Below are 20,803 nucleotides of genomic sequence, written 5' to 3' on the forward strand. Positions count from 1 at the left end.
CTTACCTTCTTTTTTTATATTGTGCCCAATCTTAGCAGAATATGGGCAATAAATTCCGTTAGCTTAGGCAGCGGCCGCAAATCCTGACGCCACAGTAAATGCACCGGCCTCGGTGCGGGCGTAAACGCTTCCAGAACCCGAACCAGCCTGCCGCTCGCCAGCTCTTCCGCCACCAGCACTTCCGGTTGCAGCAGGAGTCCCGCCCCGGCTCGCGCCGCCATGCGTAAGCCGTAGCCGTCATTGCATCGTAAGACGGCATCACGCTTCCAGCGCACTTCGCCTTCCACTCCCGGCAGCCGCCACTCGTTACGCGCCGTCCAGACCGTGTGCGACAGGCACAGGTGATCCACCAGATCTGCTGGCGTTTGCGGCGTACCGTGACGCGCCAGATAATCCGGCGCGGCGCAGATCACCATGTTGTAGGGACACAGGTATTTCGCCACCAGATCCTCATTACGGATCTCACCGATACGAATGGCCAGATCGACCCCTTCCTCTACCAGATCCACCATTCGGTTGGTGAGATCCAGTTCGATGCGCACTTCCGGGTAACGCTGCAAAAACGTGGCCGTCAGAGGCGCGATAACGCAGCCGCCAAACGAGGTAGGCGCCGTCACGCGCAGGGTGCCGGCAGGTGTGGCTCGCAGACGCTCAACCGCGTTTTCAGCAATCGAGACCTGCTCCAGCACGCGCCTGGCCTCTTCGAAATAAACGCGTCCGGCATCCGTCAGGCTCTGGCGACGGGTGTTGCGCTCCAGCAGCCGCGTACCGAGCTGCGATTCCAGCTGCGCAATATACTTCCCGACCATTACCGCCGACATCTCCAGCCGGGCCGCCGCGCCGGTAAAGCTGCCGCTTTCCACCACCGCGATGAACGTCTCCATGCCGCGAAGCTTATCCATATTACGAACCTCTGGTTAGCAATCTTCTAACATCAGCCCAGTTTATCTGAATTTTTATTTATTAAAGAATGAAGGCTCACAACATAAGGAGTCTTCTATGAAAATCGTCATTATTGGTGCCAGCGGTACCGTCGGTCGTGCTGTGACAGAAGAGCTAAGCCGTCGCCACGAGGTGATCCGCGTGGGTCGCACGCAGGGCGATCATCAGGTGGATATCACCTCGCAGGCGAGCGTGCAGGCGCTGTTCAAAAAGATCGGTCCGGTGGATGCGATTGTCTCCGCCAGCGGAGGGTTGCACTTCGGCCCGCTCTCAACCATGACCGACGGCGAGTTCAACCAGGGTTTGCAGGATAAGCTGCTGGGGCAGGTTCGTCTGGCGCTGACCGGCCAGCACTACCTGAACGAAGGTGGCTCGATTACGCTGATAAGCGGGATTGTGGCGCACGAGCCGATTGCCCAGGGCGTGAATGCCACCACGGTTAACGCCGCGCTGGAAGGGTTTGTGCGCGCCGCGGCCTGTGAACTGCCGCGCGGTATTCGCATTAATCTGATCAGCCCGACGGTGCTGACCGAATCCGCCGAAGCGTACGACGGCTTCTTCCCGGGCTTTGAAAGCGTTCCCGCCGCGACCGTTGCGCAGGCTTACCGCCGCAGCGTCGAAGGGGTGCAGAGCGGGCGGGTGTATAAAGTCGGTTATTAAGCCTTACGGGCGGCGATCAGCACCAGCATCGGGCGCTCTGCCTCTTCTGCCAGCGCGGGCCAGGCGTCAATTTGCGCCTGCGTTGGTCCCCACTCATTGACTTCGCTTATTGTTAATCCGGCCTTGATCAGCGCGTTAAGCGTGGTGCCCAGCGTACGGTGGTATTTAATCACCCCGTCTGCCAGCCAGTTGCTGACGCGCTGGCTTTCGTCCTGATAATGGTTCACGCCCCAGAACCGCTCGCCGCTGTTGTCCGTCAGCCAGCCCTGACGGGAGGCGCAGGTGTAAATCGGGTGCTCCATTGAGAAGACCAGGCAACCGCCGGGTTTAAGCGCGCGCTGAACGTGGGCAAATAATGTGTTCAGTTCCGGCAGATAGTGCAGCGCCAGCGAGCTATAGACCAGATCGAGGCTGTTCTCGTTGAGCTTGAGAGACTCCAGATCGCTACGCTGATAGTGAATCTGTGGATCGGCGGTGAGCTCCACTGCGCGAGCGAGCATCTTTTCGGAGATATCCACGCCCGTGACGTCAGACGCGCCCAGCTCACGCGCCGCGCGGCAGAACCAACCATAGCCGCAGCCAAGATCGATAACCGATTTGCCGGTTAAATCCGGCAGCATCGCCCTGATCGCAGGCCACTCCGGCGCGCCGTCCAGCCCCTGCACCGAGCGCGGAAGCTGAGCGTAGCCTTCGAAAAACGCCGGATTGTCGTAGATGTTTTGTGCCATGGCAGATCCCTCTTTAAGAATGTGCATAGCAGTATACTGCATTGTCGGGTGGCGGCTTCGCCTTACCCGACCTACAAAATCTCCGAACCGTAGGCCGGGTAAGCGCAGCGCCACCCGGCACCACATTAGCCCACAGAGCCCCAGACCAGATTCCCCTTATGGAACGTCGCGGTACGCGGAGAGATGCGTGCCACGGCCTCGGCGGAACAGGAGGCATCCACCAGCACAAAGCTGGCGTCATCCTGCGCTTTCGGCCACACGCGCTCACCTTTATCGTTTAGCGGCAGCACGTCGCCGGTGGCGATGCCCAGCGCGCGCGAAAGCGTCTGCTCATTCGGGCGAATATAGAGCTGTGCATAGAGGTTGGCTTTCTCCAGCATGTCCCCCAGACCGTACGGCGACCAGTGGTCGATCACGCTGTCGGTACCGGTCATGACAAACACGCCTTTATCACGCAGCTGCTTCAGCGGCATGTGCAGAGTGCCAATCGGCACGGTGGAGGCGATGGTCACCTGTTGTGCCGCCATGCGGGTGGCGATCTCATCCACCTCTTGCTCGTTAAGCGTCGCCAGGGCGAAGGCGTGGCTGATGGTCAGCTTCCCCTTCAGCGCAGGCGTTTTCTCCACGGTTTCGACCATGTAGTTCACCGCCGCCACGCCCGCCGGGCTGGTTTCATGCAGATGGATATCCACCCCTTTGTCATAATCCAGCGCAATCTGGAACATGGTGTCGAGGGATTTCTCCATCGCGCCGTCGACGTTGGTCGGGTCCAGCCCGCCCACGTAATGCGCCCCCGCCTGCATCGCCTCGCGCATCAGCTTTTCAGAATGAGACAGCAGCAGGCCGTGCTGCGGGAAGGCAACGATGTCGCAGTCAAAGCCTGCGCCCCGGCGCGCCAGTACCGCCTGCAAATTTTCCAGGTTTTTCAGGCCGGAAACCGGCTCTATGTTGCAGTGGCTGCGGGCGATGGTGGATCCTTTCGACTGGATCAGGTCGATCAGCTTTTCGGCGCGTTCTTGCGTGTAGGGCTGTAACTCCGGCAGCAGCTTCTGCTCCAGGCGGATCATGTCCTGAATGGTGGTGCCCGCCGGACGGTTCAGGGAGCGCCACGGGCCGCCGTAGAAGGTTTTATCCAGATGGATGTGCATGTCGCGCATCGCCGGGAGCATCAGCTTTTTGCCCGCGTCGAAGTGCGGCAGGGTCGCGTCCGCGTGGCTGTTGTTGTCGCGCAGGGCGAAGATTTTCCCGTCTTTGATTTCCAGCGTTTTCAGCTCGGTGCGGGTACTTGTCGCCACGCTGCCGTCGAAGTTAAACCCGGCTTCCAGCAGCACGTTGTCGAGATAGTAATGTTTTGCGGTGATGTTCATCGGTTTACCCGTCTCGCAGGTTGCCTTTGCTGAATCGGCAGCATACGCGACGGAACCCGTGGCGCCAAACAGCGCGCAGGCGGTAACCATTTTGCCGCTCTGGCTGATAAACTCGCGGCGGCTTTTATTCTCACTCATCTTATCTTCCTCCATTAATAATGTGGGTACCCGTTTCACCGCGCAGCGCCGCGGGCAGGCAGTCCGGCGAGGTAATGATTACCCTCCTGCCGCCATGGCGTAAAAATTCCAGCGAGGCGACGATTTTCGGCAACATGCTGCCAGCCGGAAAATGCCCTTCTTCCATGTAGCGCGTCATCTGCGCCACGTTCACCGTGCTCAGCGCCTGCTGGTTTGGCTTGCCGAAGTGGATGCACACTTTCTCCACGCCGGTGGTGATCACCAGCACGTCGGCGCGGATCTCGCGCGCCAGCAGCGCGGTGGAGAGATCTTTATCTATCACCGCGTCCACGCTCTGGTAATCGCCCTGTTCACTGCGCACCACAGGAATGCCTCCGCCGCCCGCGCCGATCACCACAAATCCTTTCTGCGTCAGCGCCTTGATGGCATCCGACTCAACGATGCGCCGCGGCTGCGGTGAAGCCACCACGCGGCGATACCCCCGGCCTGAATCCTCAACAAAATGCCAGTCCGGGTGCGCAAGTTGCAGTTCGTCGCGCTGCGCCTCGCTGAAGAACGCGCCGATGGGTTTTGTCGGGTGCGTAAAGCCAGGATCGTTTTTATCCACCTCCACCTGGGTGACGACCGTGACCGCTTTTTGTTCCCCGCGCGCCGCCAGGCGGTTGTTGAGCGCCTGCTGGATCAGGTAGCCGATCCCGCCCTGGGTATCCGCCACGCAGTTTGCCAGCGGGGTCAGCGGCAGCCCTTCCCGCTCGTGGGCGATTTCGGCGCGGCGCAGATCCAGCCCCACCTGCGGGCCATTGCCGTGGGTGAGCACGATGTCATAGTCCGAGGACAGCATTTCGAGCACCGACTCTGCCACCGCTTTGACCGCCTGCGCCTGATGCTCAATCGACTGGCTGGCGTTGTCTTTGATAATGCTGTTGCCGCCGATGGCGACGACCATAAGCTCTTTCATTTTGTTTCCTTTAGAAGGTGCGTTCTGGTGCCCTCATCCCGGCCCTCTCCCACAGGGAGAGGGGGATTAACAGAGGTATCCAGCACATGCTTCACCACAAACATCCCGCCCATCATCAGGTAGGCCGTGACGAACATCAGGGAACTGCCCTCGGCAAAGCCCACCACCGGCGCGTGGATCACCCCAAACAGCGCCAGCAGCGCTCCACCGGCCGCCGCGACGGCCCCACGCAGCGGTTTGTTGAGGATGGCGAAAATGGCGATACAGCCCCAGAGCATGCTGGCGAGCGGCGCGCCGTTGCCGAGATGCATCAGGCCTTCGTAGTAGATCCCCTTGCTGTGCAGCACGTCGGTGCCGATTTTCGCCGCGCTGGTCCCCGCCGCGCTCATCACGCTGTTCATCATGGTCAGCGCCCAGTTGGCGATCCACGGGAACAGGCAGATGAAGATGACGGGCACCTCCACTTTCGGGGTCTCCCTCACCACCTGGTTGGCGGTGACGACGCCGATAAACACCAGAATCGGCACGATGGCGGTCATCGGTATGATGGCGAGCATAAAGGCCCCCAGCCCGAACAGCGGCACGATGAACATGGTCACGCCGGACGCCAGGGTGTAGCCGATGCTGGCGCCCATCGCTTTCCAGCCAGGATGGCCGACGTATACCGTGACCGGGAACGGATTGCCCATCAGGCAGCCGAGCATCGAGGCCAGACCGTTCGCCAGCATTACCTTGCGGGTCGGGTATTCATCCCCCGCCGCGTGGGCGCTTTCGATGTTCTCCAGGTCAAAGATGTAGTTCGCCAGCCCCAGCGGTACGGCGGACGCCAGATACGGCAGCGCGTGCGGCAGTCCCTGCATGAAGCTGTCCACGTGCACTTCTGGCGGGTTAAAGCCGAATGATGACATGGACGCTTTAATGGCATCCGGGCTTTGCAGGCCGGAGATCCACGCAAGCAGAGTACCGGCAATTAACAGCAGCAGGCCGGTCGGGATTTTGGCAAAAATCGGCTTTTTACCGAACCAGTTAATGAAGATCAGCAGCAGGACGATAAACGACACGGTCGGCGCTTCGAACGCCTGCAACATCGGGTTCATCGCCAGCAGCAGCAGGCCAAGACCGGACAGGCACGACAGCAGCACGGTACGCGGGATCATCTTGCGGATGGTTTCCCCCAGGAAGGAACCGCCCGCGAGGATCATCGCTTCCACAAAGCACCACACCAGGCCAATCTGAATCGCGAAATCCGCATCGCCGGTTTGCTGGTAAACCGGCATTAAGACCAGGAAGGTCACGGTAAAAATCGACGGCGCGCTTGGGCCGGACGGCAGCGCGGTGACGTCCGTTCGTCCGGTGGCGCGCGCCATTTGCAGGCCAAACCACGTATAGCAAAGACTCGCCACCAGCACCGCCAGCCCGAAGGCTGGCGCGATGCGTCCATAAACAATCTCCTTCGGGATGCCGACGACAAAAATGAGCAGCCCCATCATGGTCAGCAAATTGGTCAGGTTGTTGGTCATCAACCCGAAATAAGCTGCCCAGTCACCTCTTTTCCACTCCAGTTTCATGTTTTTCATGGATGCATACCTTATAGAACGTAGCGATCGCGGAAGGTTAACAGCGCCTTTTCAAAACAGCTAAACGGCGGGTGAACGATGCCCGCCCCAATCATGCCGATCCCGGCGTCCTTGTGGGCAATGGCGGTATTAATGACCGGCAGAATGCCGCTGCCCGCGACCTTCGTGATGTCGATGGCGGTCGGGATGCCCATAAAAGACAGCAGCGGAATGGTGACGTTCGGGTTTTCGCCGAGGGTGATTTCGCGCATCTGGCGAGAAAAATCGATGGCTTCCTCCACCGTGCCGCCCACCAGCGCAACGATGGCCGGGGCCGTCGCCATTGCAAAGCCGCCGATGCCGTAGGTTTCGGTAATCGCGCTGTCGCCGATATCCAGCCCGGAGTCTTCCGGCTTATAGCCCGCGAACATCGGGCCGATCACCTGCTGCGCCGGGCCGGTGAACCACTGCCCCGGCAGGCCGGAAACGCGCAGGCCGAACTCGTAGCCGTTGCGCGCCATGGTGGTGACGACGGTGCTGTACTCAATGCCGTGGGCGGCATCCAGCGCGGCCTTACACATCGCCATCCACGTCGGACCGGAGAAGTAGTCGCTGCTGGCGACAAACTCGAACACTTCACGCTGCTGCGCCACCGGATAGCCCGCCTGGATCAGCCCCGGCGTCAGCGCCTGAATAAGCAGCGTGGTGCCCGCGTTGTTGCGGTTGTGGCACTCGTCGCCCATGTGCAGCGCCTGGGCCAGCATCAGGCGCAGGTCGATTTCGCCGATAATCTTCATCGCGTCGCGCAGCATCGGGCCGAGCACGTCGCGCATCCAGTTCAGGCGCTCGATCACGCTCTGGTCGTTAGCCCCCATGCGCAGGATCTTCGCCATCTGCTCGCTGAGGTTGGTGAAGGCGCGGTTGCCGTAGGTTTTGTTCTCAACGATGTGCATAAACATCGACGCGGAGGTGACGCCCGCCATCGAGCCCACGCAGTCATGCTCGTGGCAAGGCGAGAACGTAATATCTCCGGAGGCGGCGATCCTTGCCGCATCGTCCAGATCTTTCGCCAGCCCTTCAAACACCAGCGCCCCGGTGACCGCACCCTTCATTGCCCCGCACATGTTCTCCCAGGTAACAGGCGGACCGGCGTGCAGAATGGTCGTGCGGGTCATGCCCGGCACCACGTTGATGGCCTGGTCATAGCCCACCAGCACCGGATGGGACTGAATAATCCGCTCAAGGGCAATTTTGTTCGCGGCGGCAATTTTCTCCGCCAGCGGTTTTTCCGCCAGCCGATCCAGCGCGTCCACCACCTGCATATTGCCCTGCCCCGGCGGCGTCCAGTCGAGCTGGGTCACGGGAACGTGCTGTTTTTTGAGGTCGTCGCTGAACATCGCAATCCCGACGTTAATCACGTTCAGAGGGTGGTTGAATAAGGTCGTCATTATGCTCTCTCCCCTTTGCAGACAAATTCGCGTGCCAGTAATCCGGTATTGGTGCTGCTGCTGGCCCAGATGACGCCTGCGTCAGTCAGCAGCTGGCACTGCTGCGCCAACGACTGCGGATCCTGATCGGTGCCGAGCACGTAGCCGAGAATTTCCAGCGGACGGTTGTCGGCTTTCGCGATCGCCTGTGCCTCTTTGATCGCCTCGATCATCACCCCAACCGGATCGTCATGCGCGCCAAAGCCAAGCACGAAATCCATCACGATCACCCCCACCTGCGGATCGCGCGCCTCCTGTAGCAGGCGGCTGATGCGGTTGGTCGGGTCGATCATCGGGTGTGGCTTGCCGTTGGTGAAGTCGTCGTCACCGAAATCAAGGAAGGTGTGGGCCTGGCTGACGCTGATGTCTTTCAGACGCCTGGCCGGATCCGGCTGGATGTTGCTGTAAACATCGTCAAATTTCTCCAGCGCGGCAAACATCGCTTCGTCGCACAGGGTGCCGCCGCAGAACAGGCCGCGAATGTACTTCTGCTGCGGCGTCAGCCGGGCGCGTACCTCTTCGATCAGCGGCCAGTTGAGCGGATGTAAATCCAGGTCGTCTTTTTTAATGCCGGTAAGCAGCACCGCTTTCAGGGCCGCCTCTTTGGTGCCACGAGCAAACTGCAAACCGTCTTCATCGGCTGGCGGTTCGTTGCGGCCCAGGAAGCACACAACCACAGGCTTGCGGCAGGCGCGTGCCCGGGCCAGTACTTTCACAGCCACCGCGGGTGCAGGCGGTTTGGAGATGAGCGCTATCACCCGGGTCGCGTCGTCCGCCTCCAGCATGTCGATGGCATCGAGCATCATCAGGCCGCCGATCTTCTCGCTGAGATCGCGTCCGCCGGTGCCAATCAGCTGCGACACGCCGCCGCCGAACTCGTGAATGCGCACGCTCAGCTCCTGGCTGCCGGTGCCGGAGGCGCCAACGATGCCAATCTGCCCGCGACGCACCGCGTTGGCGAAGCACAGCCCCGCGCCGTTGATAATGGCGGTGCCGCAGTCTGGCCCCATCATCAGCAGACCCTTTTCATGCGCCAGCTGCTTCAGCGCCAGCTCGTCGTCGAGCGATACGTTATCGGAGAACAGCATCACGTTAAGATCGTTTTCCAGCGCCTGGCGCGCTTCCCGTGCGGCGAAGGTGCCGTTGACGGAAATCACCGCAAGGTTGCTGTCCGGACGATGGGTTTTGGCGCTGGCAATCGTCGCGTAGCGTGCATCATGGGAGCCAGTGCGCTCTTTACGCGTGAATAACGCTTCAATGGCGGCCAGGGTTTCCTCATTCGCCGCGTCGCCTTTAATAACGATCATCAGGTCGCCGTTTTTCGCGTCCGCTAATTCCGGCGTTAATAGCCCGAGGTTTTTTAATACCCCTTTGTTCATTTCCGTCGCCATCGCCACAAACGCCTGCTCGACGCCCGGCAATTTATTGGCTTTGGTGGAAACCGACATTAAGGAAACCGAATCGAAATACGTATTCTTTTTTATGACGATTTTGGTTGGCATTATTTTCACCTGTTTAAGATAAAAGGGGGCCGCCGTCGTGCTAAATGCACGTCGGTAACAATGCGTTTATTGATTAACGGCCAGCCAGGGGAAGGCTGACCGAATGCACTATGCGCCTGCCGCCAGCAGCAGGTCTGCGATCGCGTTGAAGCCTTTTTCCCGCGCCAGCTCGAGCGGGGTTTTGCCGTATTTATCGGTCATGTGCGGGTTCGCGCCGTGATCGAGCAGCAGCTTCACAATTTCCTGCTGCTTTGCGCCGCCGTCGTTTAATACGATGGCCTCCAGCAGCGGCGTCCAGCCGACAAAATTGGTGTGGTTGACGTTGATGTCGGTTTTTTCCAGCAGCTCACGCACGATTTCAACGTGCCCTTTTTCACTGGCAGGGGTAATGCCCACGCCGCCAAAGCGCGTCAGACGATCGAGATCCGGATTTGCCGGAAGGACAATGCGCAGAAGGGTTAAATCATTGGTGAGGCAGCCGATCAGGAAGGGGTTAAAACAGGTCTGGTCCTGTTTATCAATATCCGCCCCGGCGGCAATTAAAAACTCCACACAGGCGTAATGCTTTTTCAGGCTGGCAATAATAATGGCGGTTCTTTTCTGGCGGTTGGTCGCGTTAATATCCACGCCTTTCTCCAGGCAGGCTTTTAGCGCGTCGATATTACCCTCTTCTGCCGCCAGCAGAAATTCTGTAACCAGTGCAGTTGCAGACATATTCAGACTCCCTATGTTTCACTTCTGATGACCTGAGAATAGCAACAGCCTGGTCATAAAAGAATCCGCTTAAAAATGATTCATCGACACGCAATTCATTGTTGAGTTAAATTCAACAGTCCGGGAGAAATGTGCGTCTGTGCAACCTTTTTCTTATGTTTTACCGCTTTTACGCGCTTCAGGCTGCATTATCCTTATGGCTGAAAAAGCCTTACACAGCGCGGCTCTACGTAAAAATCCAGAACTGTGATCGACATCAACTATGATGTAACGCCGCCGTTAAAATATGTTCAAAACTGATGGTCACCAGGAGCCATAATATGAATTCCATCTTTACCGAAGAGAATTTGCTGGCCTTCACCACCGCGGCACGTTTTGGCAGTTTTAGCAAAGCGGCTGCCGAACTGGGCGTGACCACCTCCGCCATCAGTTACACCATCAAACGCATGGAGACCGGACTGGACGTGGTGCTGTTTGTACGCAACACGCGCAGCATTGAGCTGACCGAATCCGGTTTTTATTTTTATCGTAAATCGACCGACCTGCTGAATGACTTTCATGCCATCAAGCGCGGGATTGATACCATTTCTCAGGGCATTGAGACGCGGGTGCGCATCTGCATAAATCAGCTTTTGTATACGCCACGCCATACCGCGCGTTTGCTCCAGGTGCTGAAAAAACAGTTTCCCACCTGCCAGATCACGGTGACGACCGAGGTGTATAACGGCGTCTGGGATTCCATCATTAATAATCAGGCCAATATCGCCATTGGCGCGCCGGATACGCTGCTGGACGGCGGCGGCATTGATTACACCGAGATAGGGGCGATCCGCTGGGTATTTGCCATCGCGCCCACGCATCCGCTGGCGTTCGCCCCGGAGCCCATTTCCGAAAGTCAGCTGCGTCTGTATCCCAATATCATGGTCGAGGACACCGCGCATACCATCAACAAGAAGGTGGGCTGGCTGCTTCACGGTCAGGAGGCGATTCTGGTGCCGGACTTCAACACGAAATGCCAGTGTCAGATCCTGGGGGAAGGTATTGGCTTTTTACCGGAATATATGACGCGTGAGGCGGTGGAGGACGGGCTGCTGGTAACGCGGCGGATCAATAATCCTCGTCAGGATTCGCGCATGCTGCTCGCCACGCAGCATGCGGCGACCGGTCAGGTCACGCGCTGGATCAAACAGCAGTTTGGCCCCGAAGGCGTGCTGACCCGGATCTACAGTGACTTACTGTGGCGTACCTAGCTCTTCGTCTGAACCCAAAACGCGTGGATAAGACCGGGGAAGTAGCCCAGGATGGTCAGAAGGATATTCAGAATAAACGCCCAGCCCAGCCCCTTGCCAAGCAGCACGCCCAGCGGCGGGAGAATAATCGTAAAAACAACGCGCCAAAAACCCATAAAAAACTCCGTGCAAGCTAACCAATTGAAAATTATAAAAGACACTTCTCTAAGCGTAGCCAGTTTACGGTTAACTGCCATGCGTCTCTCGCGCTTTTACCTGCCTTTACCCTCTTTACACTGGCTTAAACCCCCGCCTTAAATGCTCTACTGTTCTGAAATTGACCGTAAGGAAACGCAATGTCTCTTCCTCTTATTTCGCCGCAGCAGGCAAACGCGCTGATTGCTGAAAGTGATGCCGTGGAACCGACGTACCTGATAAGGAGTATCTGAAAGATTAGGCTGTACCCCGCCCCCGGACGTGGGCTATGGTGAAGATCATGACAATGATGAGGAGGTGCTATGTTTTCTGTCGGTGATTATGTCCAACCGCGTCAGGGCGGTCCGAAACTGAAAGTGCTCGAAGTGAATGGTGAAAACATTGTGGCTGTGCAGGCCAGCAATGAGCAGGGCGAGAAATATCACCTGAAATCGGCGGACGTGGTTCTGTACTCCGAAGACGGTGACTTTGGCGTCTGCTAAGTCAATAATCGGGCGGAATACACCGCCCGAATAATCATCAGATCAGGAAATCGTCCAGCGATTTACCGTTTGCCAGTGCGGTTGCAATTGGCTTTGGCGTACGCCCCTGGCCGGTCCAGGTTTTTTCTTCACCGTTCGCGTCAATAAAACGATATTTCGCCGCACGCGCTTTACGTTTTTTCGTCGGCTGACCCGCCTGCGCCAGATCACTGCCTAACAGATCGCTCGGAGAAATACCGTCAGCTTTCATCAGTTCCAGCAGAGCATTAATTTTATCCTGCTGTTCAGCGCGTTGACGCTCTAATTCAGCCTGCTCGCTGCGTTTTTCTTCAGTGACAATCCGGAATTTTTCCAGCACTTCTTCCAGAACATCCATGGATAATTCACGTGCCAGCGCCCGGAGGGTACGAATATTATTAAGATTCTGTAACGTTAAAGCCATAATAATGAAAAACCTTTCTTCGTGTGTATAACATAAATCAGGCAACAGAATAATTGATTTTTGTTCTGATATCTACCCACCCTGACGTTTTGACATTATTGTAAATGTTTTAGAATATCCCGTTAATATAACCCCGAAATATATGTCTGTTTTAATGCGTAATATACCGCCCTTCCCCAGGCCAAAAACCCCTGTTTAAAACAGTTCAAAAAACCGCCTCCACTCTCCCACACAACAGAGGTTTTACACGCGCACTGATAAACTAATCCATTGATTTATTTTAATAAAATATGGACAAGGAGAGAAAATAACGAAGCGCGCAAAAAACGCACAACTTTAGAGAGTTTTATGGCTAAATCGCCAGTAAATAAAAATCAATCACTACTTGTTAGTTAAAAGCCAGAGAGATACGCTATACACTCATAACAAACCAACCTAAAGCACTAAAGGCCGCAGGTAAAACGCCACTTTTTTGTCCTGTTCGAGGAGTTCAGACATGTTCTCACCGCAGTCTCGCCTGCGCCATGCGGTAGCGGATACGTTCGCGATGGTCGTTTACTGTTCCGTCGTGAATATGCTGATTGAAATTTTCCTGTCGGGAATGTCCTTTGAGCAATCCCTCTCGTCGCGCCTGGTGGCCATTCCGGTGAATATCATGATTGCCTGGCCGTACGGCCTGTATCGCGATGCAGTGATGCGTTTAGCCCGGCGTATTAGCCCGGTGGGTTGGGTAAAAAACCTGGCGGACGTGCTGGCTTACGTAACGTTCCAGTCCCCGGTGTATGTGGTTATTTTGCTGACGGTGGGCGCAGACTGGCATCAAATCGCCGCTGCGGTAAGTTCAAATATCGTGGTATCCATGCTGATGGGTGCGGTGTACGGTTACTTTCTTGACTACTGCCGCCGCCTGTTTAAAGTCAGCCCTTATAGCCAGGCAAAAGCGTAAGGTAAGGCGACTGGCTCAGGCCAGTCGCAGAGTTATTGTACGTCGCCAAACAGCCCTTTCAGGAACCGCTCCAGCGCCATACGCGAGCTGAAACCGTGCGGAATACCATAATGTTCATGCGTCTCGCCGCCTAAATAGAGCGGAAATTGCTGATAATGATCGCAGGTTTTAATATCCGAGGCGGGCTCAGCAAATGACAGGCTTCTGTCTTTGAGTGTCGGGTGAATAATGAGAGCAGTACGCCCCATTCTTGCTTCACGGTTGACGTAAACATAATTCTCACCACGGCGATATCCGTACGCTTTTGATGTTACCTCATCCATGGTGAACCCTTCTTTTTCAAGAACGCGCGCCACCTCATCGGGTCGTAAATACATATCTTTTCCTCATTATCATTCCTGCCCGGCAACCTTACAGTATTCAGCATTAGCAGGGCTTTCAGAATATTCCATAAACTGCCCGATAAGCCGTGACTCGCTTCAGATATTACATTTCTGGACTAAACTAAACGGGAACACAAATTATGGAGGATCGTATGTTTAACAGACCGAACCGAAACGATATTAATGACGACACACAGGATATTCGTAACGATGTCAGCCAATTAGCGGACACGCTGGAAGCCGTATTGAAATCCTGGGGCTCTGACGCGAAGGACGAAGCAGATGCCGCGAAACGTAAGGCTCAGTCTCTGCTGCGTGAAACGCGGGCAAGGATGAATGGCCGCTCACGTACCACTCAGGCGGCCTGCGACATGGCCAGCTGCGCCACCACCTTCGTACGTGAAAAACCACTTTGTACGCTGGGAACGGTCGCGGCGGTCGGGATTTTTGTCGGCGCCCTGCTTAGCCTGCGTAAGTAAGCGCGCGTTCTCAGCCCCGGTCGCCTCAGGCGCCGGGGCTTTTCTTTGCCTGACAGCCTGAAAAACCCGCACAGCCCACCCTGCCCCGCCAGGCTCATCGTTGGGGCCTTATTAATCTGTATTTCCCATATCTTGTGTGGTTGAAGCTTATCGCAACTACATCTAGTATTCCCTTTAGCAAGACACACACAACATGACGCGTTTACTCGCGCCGTTCTCTCATTCTAAATGGAAATACGAATCATGAGCATTATTATTTACACTCGTAACGATTGTGTTCAGTGCCACGCCACGAAACGGGCGATGGAGAGCCGCGGCGTGGCATTTGAGATGGTCAATATTGATCAGGTGCCCGACGCGGCAGACACCCTGCGGGCGCAGGGTTTCCGTCAGCTTCCGGTTGTCGTTGCCGGCGACACCAGCTGGTCTGGCTTCCGTCCGGACATGATCAACCGCCTTGCCGCTCAGGGCGTCAGTGCATGAGCACGCTGGTCTACTTTTCCAGCAGCTCGGAAAACACGCTTCGGTTTATGGAGCGTCTCGGGCTGCCCGCGATACGCATTCCGCTGAACGAGCGGGAGCGTATTCAGGTAGACGAACCCTACATTCTGGTGGTGCCCAGCTATGGCGGTGGCGGCACCGCAGGGGCTGTGCCTCGTCAGGTGATCCGCTTTCTGAACGATCCCCATAACCGGCAGCTGATTCGCGGCGTGATCGCCGCAGGCAATCGCAACTTCGGCGAGGCCTTTGCCCGCGCCGGGGATGTCATCTCTCAAAAATGCGGCGTGCCGTATCTCTATCGTTTTGAACTGATGGGGACACAGCAGGACGTAGAGAACGTGCGTAAAGGAGTGAACGAATTTTGGCAACGACAACCGCAGAACGCGTGATTCAGGCGACGCCGGATTACCACGCATTAAACGCCATGCTAAACCTCTATGACCGGGAGGGGCGCATTCAGTTTGGCAAAGATCATGAGGCGGTGGACGCCTTTTTTGCCGCTCATGTACGCCCGAACAGCGTCGTCTTTGGCAGCCAGCAGGAACGTCTCGACTGGCTGGTAAAAGAGGGTTATTACGAAGAGCGTGTCCTGACACGCTACGACCGCGCCTTCGTGGTGGCATTGTTTGAACGGGCGCACGCCAGCGGTTTTCGCTTCCAGACGTTTCTCGGCGCGTGGAAGTATTACACCAGCTACACCCTGAAAACCTTTGACGGCAAACGCTATTTAGAAAGCTTTGAAGATCGGGTGGTGATGGTGGCGCTGACGCTGGCGCAGGGCGATGAAGCGCTGGCCGAAAGACTCACGGAGGAGATCCTCTCCGGTCGCTTCCAGCCCGCCACGCCAACGTTCCTTAACTGTGGGAAAGCCCAGCGCGGCGAACTGGTCTCCTGCTTCCTGCTGCGTATTGAAGACAATATGGAGTCGATTGGCCGTGCGGTGAATTCGGCGCTACAGCTTTCGAAACGCGGCGGCGGCGTGGCGTTTCTGCTCTCGAACCTGCGGGAAGCGGGCGCGCCGATTAAGCGCATCGAAAACCAGTCTTCCGGCGTCATCCCGGTGATGAAGATGCTGGAAGATGCCTTCTCATACGCCAACCAGCTCGGCGCTCGTCAGGGCGCGGGCGCGGTTTATCTGCACGCGCACCACCCGGACATTCTGCGTTTTCTGGATACCAAACGTGAAAACGCCGACGAAAAGATCCGCATCAAAACCCTGTCGCTTGGCGTGGTGATCCCGGATATCACGTTTAAGCTGGCTAAAGAGAATGCCGACATGGCGCTCTTCTCACCGTATGACGTTGAGCGGATTTACGGCAAAGCCTTTGGCGACGTGGCGATAAGCGAGCTGTACGACGAGCTGGTGGCCGACGATCGCATTCGCAAAAAAACCATCAACGCCCGCGATTTCTTCCAGACGCTGGCTGAAATTCAGTTTGAGTCCGGCTATCCGTACATCATGTACGAGGACACGGTGAACCGCGCTAACCCGATTGCCGGGCGCATCAACATGAGCAATCTGTGCTCGGAGATTTTGCAGGTCAACAGCGCGTCCAGCTACGACGAAAACCTCGACTACGCGGACGTGGGCAAGGATATCTCCTGTAACCTCGGGTCGCTGAATATTGCCCATACCATGGATTCACCCGATTTTGGCCGCACGGTAGAGACCGCCATTCGCGGGCTGACGGCGGTATCGGACATGAGCCACATCCGCAGCGTACCGTCCATTGAGGCGGGCAACGCCGCGTCGCATGCCATCGGCCTTGGGCAGATGAACCTGCACGGCTATCTGGCGCGGGAGGGCATCGCCTACGGCAGCCCGGAAGGGCTGGATTTCACCAACCTTTATTTCTACACCATCACCTGGCATGCGCTGCATACCTCGATGATGCTGGCGCGCGAACGCCACCAGCGGTTCGCAGGCTTTGAGCAGTCCCGCTACGCCAGCGGAGAGTATTTCAGCCAGTATCTGGAAGGCGACTGGCAGCCGAAAACCGAAAAAGTACGCGCGCTGTTTGCCCGCGCTGGCATCACCCTGCCGACGCGTGAGATGTGGCAACAGCTGCGTGAAGAGGTGATGCGCTACGGCATTTATAACCAGAACCTTCAGGCGGTGCCGCCAACCGGCTCCATTTCCTATATCAATCACGCCACGTCGAGCATCCACCCCATCGTGTCGAAGATTGAAATCCGTAAGGAAGGCAAAACCGGGCGTGTCTACTACCCTGCCCCGTTTATGACCAACGAGAATCTGGCGCTGTACCAGGACGCCTATGAGATTGGCCCGGAAAAGATCATTGATACCTACGCCGAGGCGACTAAACATGTGGATCAGGGGCTGTCGCTGACGCTCTTCTTCCCGGACACCGCCACCACGCGGGATATCAACAAAGCGCAGATCTACGCCTGGAAGAAAGGCATCAAAACGCTGTACTACATTCGCCTGCGCCAGCTCGCGCTGGAAGGCACCGAAATTGAAGGCTGCGTGTCCTGCGCGCTGTAAGGAGAAAGGATGAAACTGTCACGCGTAAGTGCCGTTAACTGGAACAAAATTCAGGATGATAAAGACCTGGAGGTCTGGAACCGCCTGACCAGCAACTTCTGGCTGCCGGAAAAGGTCCCGCTCTCCAACGATATTCCGGCCTGGCAAACCCTGAGCCATGCCGAGCAGCAGCTGACAATCCGCGTCTTTACCGGCCTGACGCTGCTGGACACCATTCAGAATACCGTGGGTGCGCCCGCGCTGATGAGTGATGCGCTGACCCCGCACGAAGAGGCGGTAATGTCGAATATCAGCTTTATGGAGGCGGTCCATGCCCGCTCCTACAGCTCGATTTTCTCCACCCTGTGCCAGACCAGAGACGTGGACGCGGCCTACGCCTGGAGTGAAGAGAGCGCGTCATTGCAGCGCAAGGCAGATCTGGTGCTGGAATATTACCGGGCCGACGAGCCGCTGAAGAAGAAGATCGCCAGCGTGTTCCTGGAATCTTTCCTCTTCTATTCCGGCTTCTGGCTGCCTATGTACTGGTCGAGCCGGGGCAAGCTCACCAACACCGCCGATTTGATTCGCCTCATCATCCGCGATGAAGCGGTACACGGGTATTACATCGGCTATAAGTATCAGAAAGGGCTGGAGAAAGTCAGCGCGGAAAAACGCGAGGAACTCAAAGGTTTTGCCCTCGATTTACTGATGGATCTGTATGACAACGAGCTGAGCTATACCGAAGAGCTGTACGCCGGAACGGGCTGGGAAGAGGACGTAAAAGCCTTCCTCTGCTATAACGCCAACAAGGCGCTGATGAACCTGGGCTACGAAGCGTTATTCCCACCAGAAATGGCGGAGGTGAACCCGGCGATCCTCGCGGCGCTGTCGCCCAACGCCGATGAAAACCACGACTTCTTTTCCGGGTCCGGCTCGTCGTACGTGATGGGTAAAGCGGTGGAAACGCAAGACGAGGACTGGGATTTTTAATGAATGAATTAACGTTCATTAATTAACTCTGCATTTCATTATTTCCAGCCGAATATTCCACTACGTACTACACTGTAATTTCCCCGTCATATTCGCCTGAATCACACCGATTCAGGCGAAATTTCCCGATGCAGCAGCAAAAAATTGAGAAAAATTCAAACCGCCCTCAGCCCTTTATTCATGGGAAATTCAGCCGTTTCGCTTGCGGCAAAATTCCGCCCTCAGGCCGGTCCAGGGTTGTCTCAGATTCTGAGTATGTTAGGGTAATGCCAGTTAACTATTTACCATGGTAATCATATCGACATAAACAAATAACAGGACACTCTCTATTGCATGGCAATTAAATTAGAAGTGAAAAATCTTTATAAAGTATTTGGCGAGCACCCGCAGCGCGCATTCAAATATATTGAGAAAGGCCTTACGAAAGAGCAAATTCTGGAAAAAACCGGGCTATCGCTTGGCGTTAAAGACGCCAGTCTGGCCATTGAAGAAGGCGAGATTTTTGTCATCATGGGATTATCCGGTTCGGGTAAATCCACTATGGTTCGCCTTCTCAATCGCCTGATTGAACCCACCCGCGGACAGGTGCTGATAGACGGCGTGGATATCGCCAGAATATCAGACGCAGATCTCCGCGAGGTGCGCAGAAAGAAAATTGCGATGGTGTTTCAGTCATTTGCACTGATGCCGCACATGACGGTACTCGATAATACCGCCTTTGGCATGGAGTTAGCCGGCACGCCCGCTCAGGAACGTCAGGAAAAAGCCCTTGATGCACTGCGTCAGGTCGGGCTGGAAAATTATGCTCATGCGTATCCGGATGAACTCTCCGGCGGTATGCGTCAGCGTGTGGGATTAGCGCGCGCATTAGCGATTAATCCGGACATCTTATTAATGGACGAAGCCTTCTCAGCGCTCGATCCCTTAATTCGCACCGAGATGCAGGATGAGCTGGTAAAATTACAGGCCAAACATCAGCGCACCATTGTTTTTATTTCTCACGATCTGGATGAAGCCATGCGTATTGGCGACCGTATCGCCATTATGCAAAATGGTGAAGTGGTGCAGGTCGGCACACCGGATGAAATTCTCAATAATCCGGCGAATGATTATGTGCGCACCTTCTTCCGCGGCGTGGATATTAGCCACGTATTCAGTGCGAAAGATATTGCCCGTCGAACACCAAACGGCATTATTCGTAAAACGCCAGGTTTTGGCCCGCGCTCCGCGCTGAAGCTGTTGCAGGACGAAGACCGTGAATACGGTTATCTGGTTGAACGCGGCAATAAATTTGTCGGCGTGGTCTCCATCGACTCTCTGAAAACCGCCCTGAGCGAAAACCAGGGAATCGATGCGGCGTTGATTGACGCTCCGCTTGCCGTGGACGCCGAAACGCCGCTCAGCGAGTTGCTCTCTCACGTGGGTCAGGCGCCGTGCGCCGTGCCGGTCGTCGGTGAAGAACAACAGTACGTTGGCATCATCTCAAAACGGATGCTGCTACAGGCTTTAGATCGCGAGGGGACAAACAATGGCTGATCAATCAAACCCATGGGGCACCACTGAAGCAGCGGACAGCGCGGCGCAATCTGCCGATGCGTGGGGGTCGACGCCTGCGCCTGCCGATGGCGGCGGCGCGGCAGACTGGCTCAACAGCGCACCAGCGCCTGCCCCAGAGCATTTCAATATTATGGATCCGTTCCACAAGACGCTGATCCCGCTGGATAGCTGGGTAACGGAGGGGATCGACTGGGTCGTTACCCACTTCCGTCCGGTGTTCCAGGGGATCCGCATCCCGGTGGATTACATCCTGAACGGCTTCCAGCAGCTGATGCTGGGCATGCCCGCGCCGGTGGCGATTATCCTGTTCTCGCTGATCGCATGGCAGTTCGGCAGCGCGGGTATGGGGATCGCCACGCTCATCTCCCTGATTGCCATCGGCGCGATTGGCGCGTGGTCTCAGGCGATGATCACCCTGGCGCTGGTGCTGACCGCCCTGCTGTTCTGCGTGGTGATCGGCCTGCCGATGGGGATCTGGCTGGCGCGCAGCCCCAGGGCCGCGAAGATTATCCGCCCGCTGCTGGATGCGATGCAGACCACGCCAGCGTTCGTTTACCTGGTGCCTATCGTGATGCTGTTCGGCATCGGTAACGTACCGGGGGTGGTCGTGACCATTATCTTCGCCCTGCCACCGATTATTCGCCTGACCATTCTGGGCATTAACCAGGTGCCTGCGGATCTGATAGAGGCATCGCGCTCGTTCGGCGCCAGCCCGCGTCAGATGCTGTTTAAGGTTCAGCTTCCGCTGGCGATGCCGACCATTATGGCAGGTGTTAACCAGACGCTGATGCTGGCGCTGTCGATGGTGGTGATCGCCTCGATGATTGCCGTTGGCGGGTTAGGTCAGATGGTACTGCGCGGCATTGGCCGTCTCGATATGGGGCTGGCGACCGTCGGCGGCGTCGGGATTGTGATCCTCGCCATCATTCTTGACCGCCTGACCCAGGCTGTCGGTCGTGATTCACGTAGTCGCGGCAACCGTCGCTGGTACACCACCGGCCCTGTCGGGTTACTCACCCGCCCATTTACAAAATAAGGAAC

General features: G+C 56.6%; 22 protein-coding genes. 11 read left to right on the forward strand and 11 right to left on the reverse strand.

The features are described 5' to 3' along the window. Positions 1 to 14 precede the first annotated feature (14 nt). Positions 15 to 902 carry a LysR family transcriptional regulator gene (locus SK50_RS19110; protein WP_015571641.1) on the reverse strand — a complete coding sequence of 296 codons (888 nt, stop codon included), beginning with the start codon at positions 900 to 902 and terminating at the stop codon, positions 15 to 17. 97 nt (positions 903 to 999) lie between these two features. On the opposite strand from SK50_RS19110, the gene SK50_RS19115 reads away from it, so the two are divergent. After that, the gene (locus tag SK50_RS19115) at positions 1,000 to 1,602 is read left to right on the forward strand and encodes a short chain dehydrogenase (RefSeq protein ID WP_017382759.1); all 603 of its coding nucleotides are present in this window, start codon (positions 1,000 to 1,002) and stop codon (positions 1,600 to 1,602) included. Here the strand turns inward: SK50_RS19115 and SK50_RS19120 are convergent. From SK50_RS19120 to SK50_RS19150, 7 genes are all read right to left on the reverse strand, one after another. After that, positions 1,599 to 2,330, reverse strand: coding sequence for a class I SAM-dependent methyltransferase (locus SK50_RS19120; RefSeq protein ID WP_048229831.1), 732 nt, complete (start codon positions 2,328 to 2,330; stop codon positions 1,599 to 1,601). The genes SK50_RS19115 and SK50_RS19120 overlap by 4 nt on opposite strands. A gap of 125 nt (positions 2,331 to 2,455) precedes the next feature. Beyond that, positions 2,456 to 3,835 carry an amidohydrolase family protein gene (locus SK50_RS19125; protein ID WP_048229833.1) on the reverse strand — a complete coding sequence of 460 codons (1,380 nt, stop codon included), beginning with the start codon at positions 3,833 to 3,835 and terminating at the stop codon, positions 2,456 to 2,458. A 1-nt stretch (position 3,836) separates the two neighbouring features. Beyond that, complete coding sequence (locus tag SK50_RS19130; RefSeq protein ID WP_045344511.1) at positions 3,837 to 4,793, reverse strand: carbamate kinase family protein; 957 nt, start codon at positions 4,791 to 4,793, stop codon at positions 3,837 to 3,839. After that, positions 4,790 to 6,370 (reverse strand): hypothetical protein, encoded by a 1,581-nt coding sequence (locus tag SK50_RS19135; protein WP_015571646.1) that lies wholly within the window; start codon positions 6,368 to 6,370, stop codon positions 4,790 to 4,792. The genes SK50_RS19130 and SK50_RS19135 overlap by 4 nt, the downstream gene beginning before the upstream one ends. Positions 6,371 to 6,381: 11 nt before the next feature. Continuing rightward, positions 6,382 to 7,797, reverse strand: coding sequence for a YlbE family protein (locus SK50_RS19140; protein ID WP_045344510.1), 1,416 nt, complete (start codon positions 7,795 to 7,797; stop codon positions 6,382 to 6,384). Beyond that, the gene (gene fdrA, locus SK50_RS19145) at positions 7,797 to 9,338 is read right to left on the reverse strand and encodes an acyl-CoA synthetase FdrA (RefSeq protein ID WP_045344509.1); all 1,542 of its coding nucleotides are present in this window, start codon (positions 9,336 to 9,338) and stop codon (positions 7,797 to 7,799) included. The genes SK50_RS19140 and fdrA overlap by 1 nt, the downstream gene beginning before the upstream one ends. Before the next feature lie 108 nt (positions 9,339 to 9,446). Beyond that, positions 9,447 to 10,052, reverse strand: coding sequence for an ankyrin repeat domain-containing protein (locus SK50_RS19150; RefSeq protein WP_015571649.1), 606 nt, complete (start codon positions 10,050 to 10,052; stop codon positions 9,447 to 9,449). Positions 10,053 to 10,372: 320 nt separating this feature from the next. Between SK50_RS19150 and SK50_RS19155 the strand changes: the two genes are divergently transcribed. Next, on the forward strand, positions 10,373 to 11,302 hold the full coding sequence (locus SK50_RS19155) for a LysR substrate-binding domain-containing protein (protein ID WP_045344507.1): 930 nt from the start codon (positions 10,373 to 10,375) through the stop codon (positions 11,300 to 11,302). Here the strand turns inward: SK50_RS19155 and SK50_RS19160 are convergent. Further along, positions 11,299 to 11,457 (reverse strand): YqaE/Pmp3 family membrane protein, encoded by a 159-nt coding sequence (locus SK50_RS19160; RefSeq protein ID WP_003862203.1) that lies wholly within the window; start codon positions 11,455 to 11,457, stop codon positions 11,299 to 11,301. The genes SK50_RS19155 and SK50_RS19160 overlap by 4 nt on opposite strands. A gap of 342 nt (positions 11,458 to 11,799) precedes the next feature. Between SK50_RS19160 and SK50_RS19165 the strand changes: the two genes are divergently transcribed. After that, positions 11,800 to 11,979, forward strand: a complete 180-nt coding sequence (locus tag SK50_RS19165) for a YodC family protein (protein WP_032669335.1) — start codon at positions 11,800 to 11,802, stop codon at positions 11,977 to 11,979. A gap of 37 nt (positions 11,980 to 12,016) precedes the next feature. On the opposite strand, the gene stpA is transcribed toward SK50_RS19165, so the two are convergent. Further along, entirely contained in the window at positions 12,017 to 12,421 is a 405-nt protein-coding gene (gene stpA / locus SK50_RS19170; protein WP_022651717.1) for a DNA-binding protein StpA, read from the reverse strand. Positions 12,422 to 12,917: 496 nt separating this feature from the next. Between stpA and alaE the strand changes: the two genes are divergently transcribed. Next, positions 12,918 to 13,367, forward strand: a complete 450-nt coding sequence (gene alaE, locus SK50_RS19175) for an L-alanine exporter AlaE (protein WP_045141881.1) — start codon at positions 12,918 to 12,920, stop codon at positions 13,365 to 13,367. Between the two features lie 32 nt (positions 13,368 to 13,399). Here the strand turns inward: alaE and SK50_RS19180 are convergent, their stop codons facing one another. After that, complete coding sequence (locus tag SK50_RS19180) at positions 13,400 to 13,744, reverse strand: DUF2002 family protein (protein ID WP_006811693.1); 345 nt, start codon at positions 13,742 to 13,744, stop codon at positions 13,400 to 13,402. A 158-nt stretch (positions 13,745 to 13,902) separates the two neighbouring features. Here SK50_RS19180 and SK50_RS19185 point away from each other — a divergent pair, with 158 nt between their 5' ends. From SK50_RS19185 to proW, 7 genes are all read left to right on the forward strand, one after another. After that, complete coding sequence (locus SK50_RS19185) at positions 13,903 to 14,229, forward strand: ElaB/YgaM/YqjD family protein (RefSeq protein WP_017382769.1); 327 nt, start codon at positions 13,903 to 13,905, stop codon at positions 14,227 to 14,229. Between the two features lie 243 nt (positions 14,230 to 14,472). Then, on the forward strand, positions 14,473 to 14,712 hold the full coding sequence (gene nrdH, locus SK50_RS19190; RefSeq protein ID WP_017382770.1) for a glutaredoxin-like protein NrdH: 240 nt from the start codon (positions 14,473 to 14,475) through the stop codon (positions 14,710 to 14,712). Then, positions 14,709 to 15,119, forward strand: a complete 411-nt coding sequence (gene nrdI, locus SK50_RS19195) for a class Ib ribonucleoside-diphosphate reductase assembly flavoprotein NrdI (RefSeq protein ID WP_015571656.1) — start codon at positions 14,709 to 14,711, stop codon at positions 15,117 to 15,119. The genes nrdH and nrdI overlap by 4 nt, the downstream gene beginning before the upstream one ends. After that, positions 15,092 to 17,236, forward strand: a complete 2,145-nt coding sequence (gene nrdE, locus SK50_RS19200; RefSeq protein ID WP_032669334.1) for a class 1b ribonucleoside-diphosphate reductase subunit alpha — start codon at positions 15,092 to 15,094, stop codon at positions 17,234 to 17,236. Before nrdI ends, nrdE begins: the two co-directional genes overlap by 28 nt. 9 nt (positions 17,237 to 17,245) lie before the next feature. After that, entirely contained in the window at positions 17,246 to 18,205 is a 960-nt protein-coding gene (gene nrdF / locus SK50_RS19205; RefSeq protein WP_017382773.1) for a class 1b ribonucleoside-diphosphate reductase subunit beta, read from the forward strand. Positions 18,206 to 18,538: 333 nt separating this feature from the next. Further along, positions 18,539 to 19,741 carry a glycine betaine/L-proline ABC transporter ATP-binding protein ProV gene (gene proV, locus SK50_RS19210; RefSeq protein ID WP_015571658.1) on the forward strand — a complete coding sequence of 401 codons (1,203 nt, stop codon included), beginning with the start codon at positions 18,539 to 18,541 and terminating at the stop codon, positions 19,739 to 19,741. Further along, complete coding sequence (gene proW, locus SK50_RS19215) at positions 19,734 to 20,798, forward strand: glycine betaine/L-proline ABC transporter permease ProW (protein ID WP_015571659.1); 1,065 nt, start codon at positions 19,734 to 19,736, stop codon at positions 20,796 to 20,798. The genes proV and proW overlap by 8 nt, the downstream gene beginning before the upstream one ends. Positions 20,799 to 20,803: the final 5 nt, after the last annotated feature.

The sequence above is a fragment of the Enterobacter sp. BWH64 genome (assembly GCF_001037645.1).
Classification (GTDB): domain Bacteria; phylum Pseudomonadota; class Gammaproteobacteria; order Enterobacterales; family Enterobacteriaceae; genus Enterobacter; species Enterobacter hormaechei_C.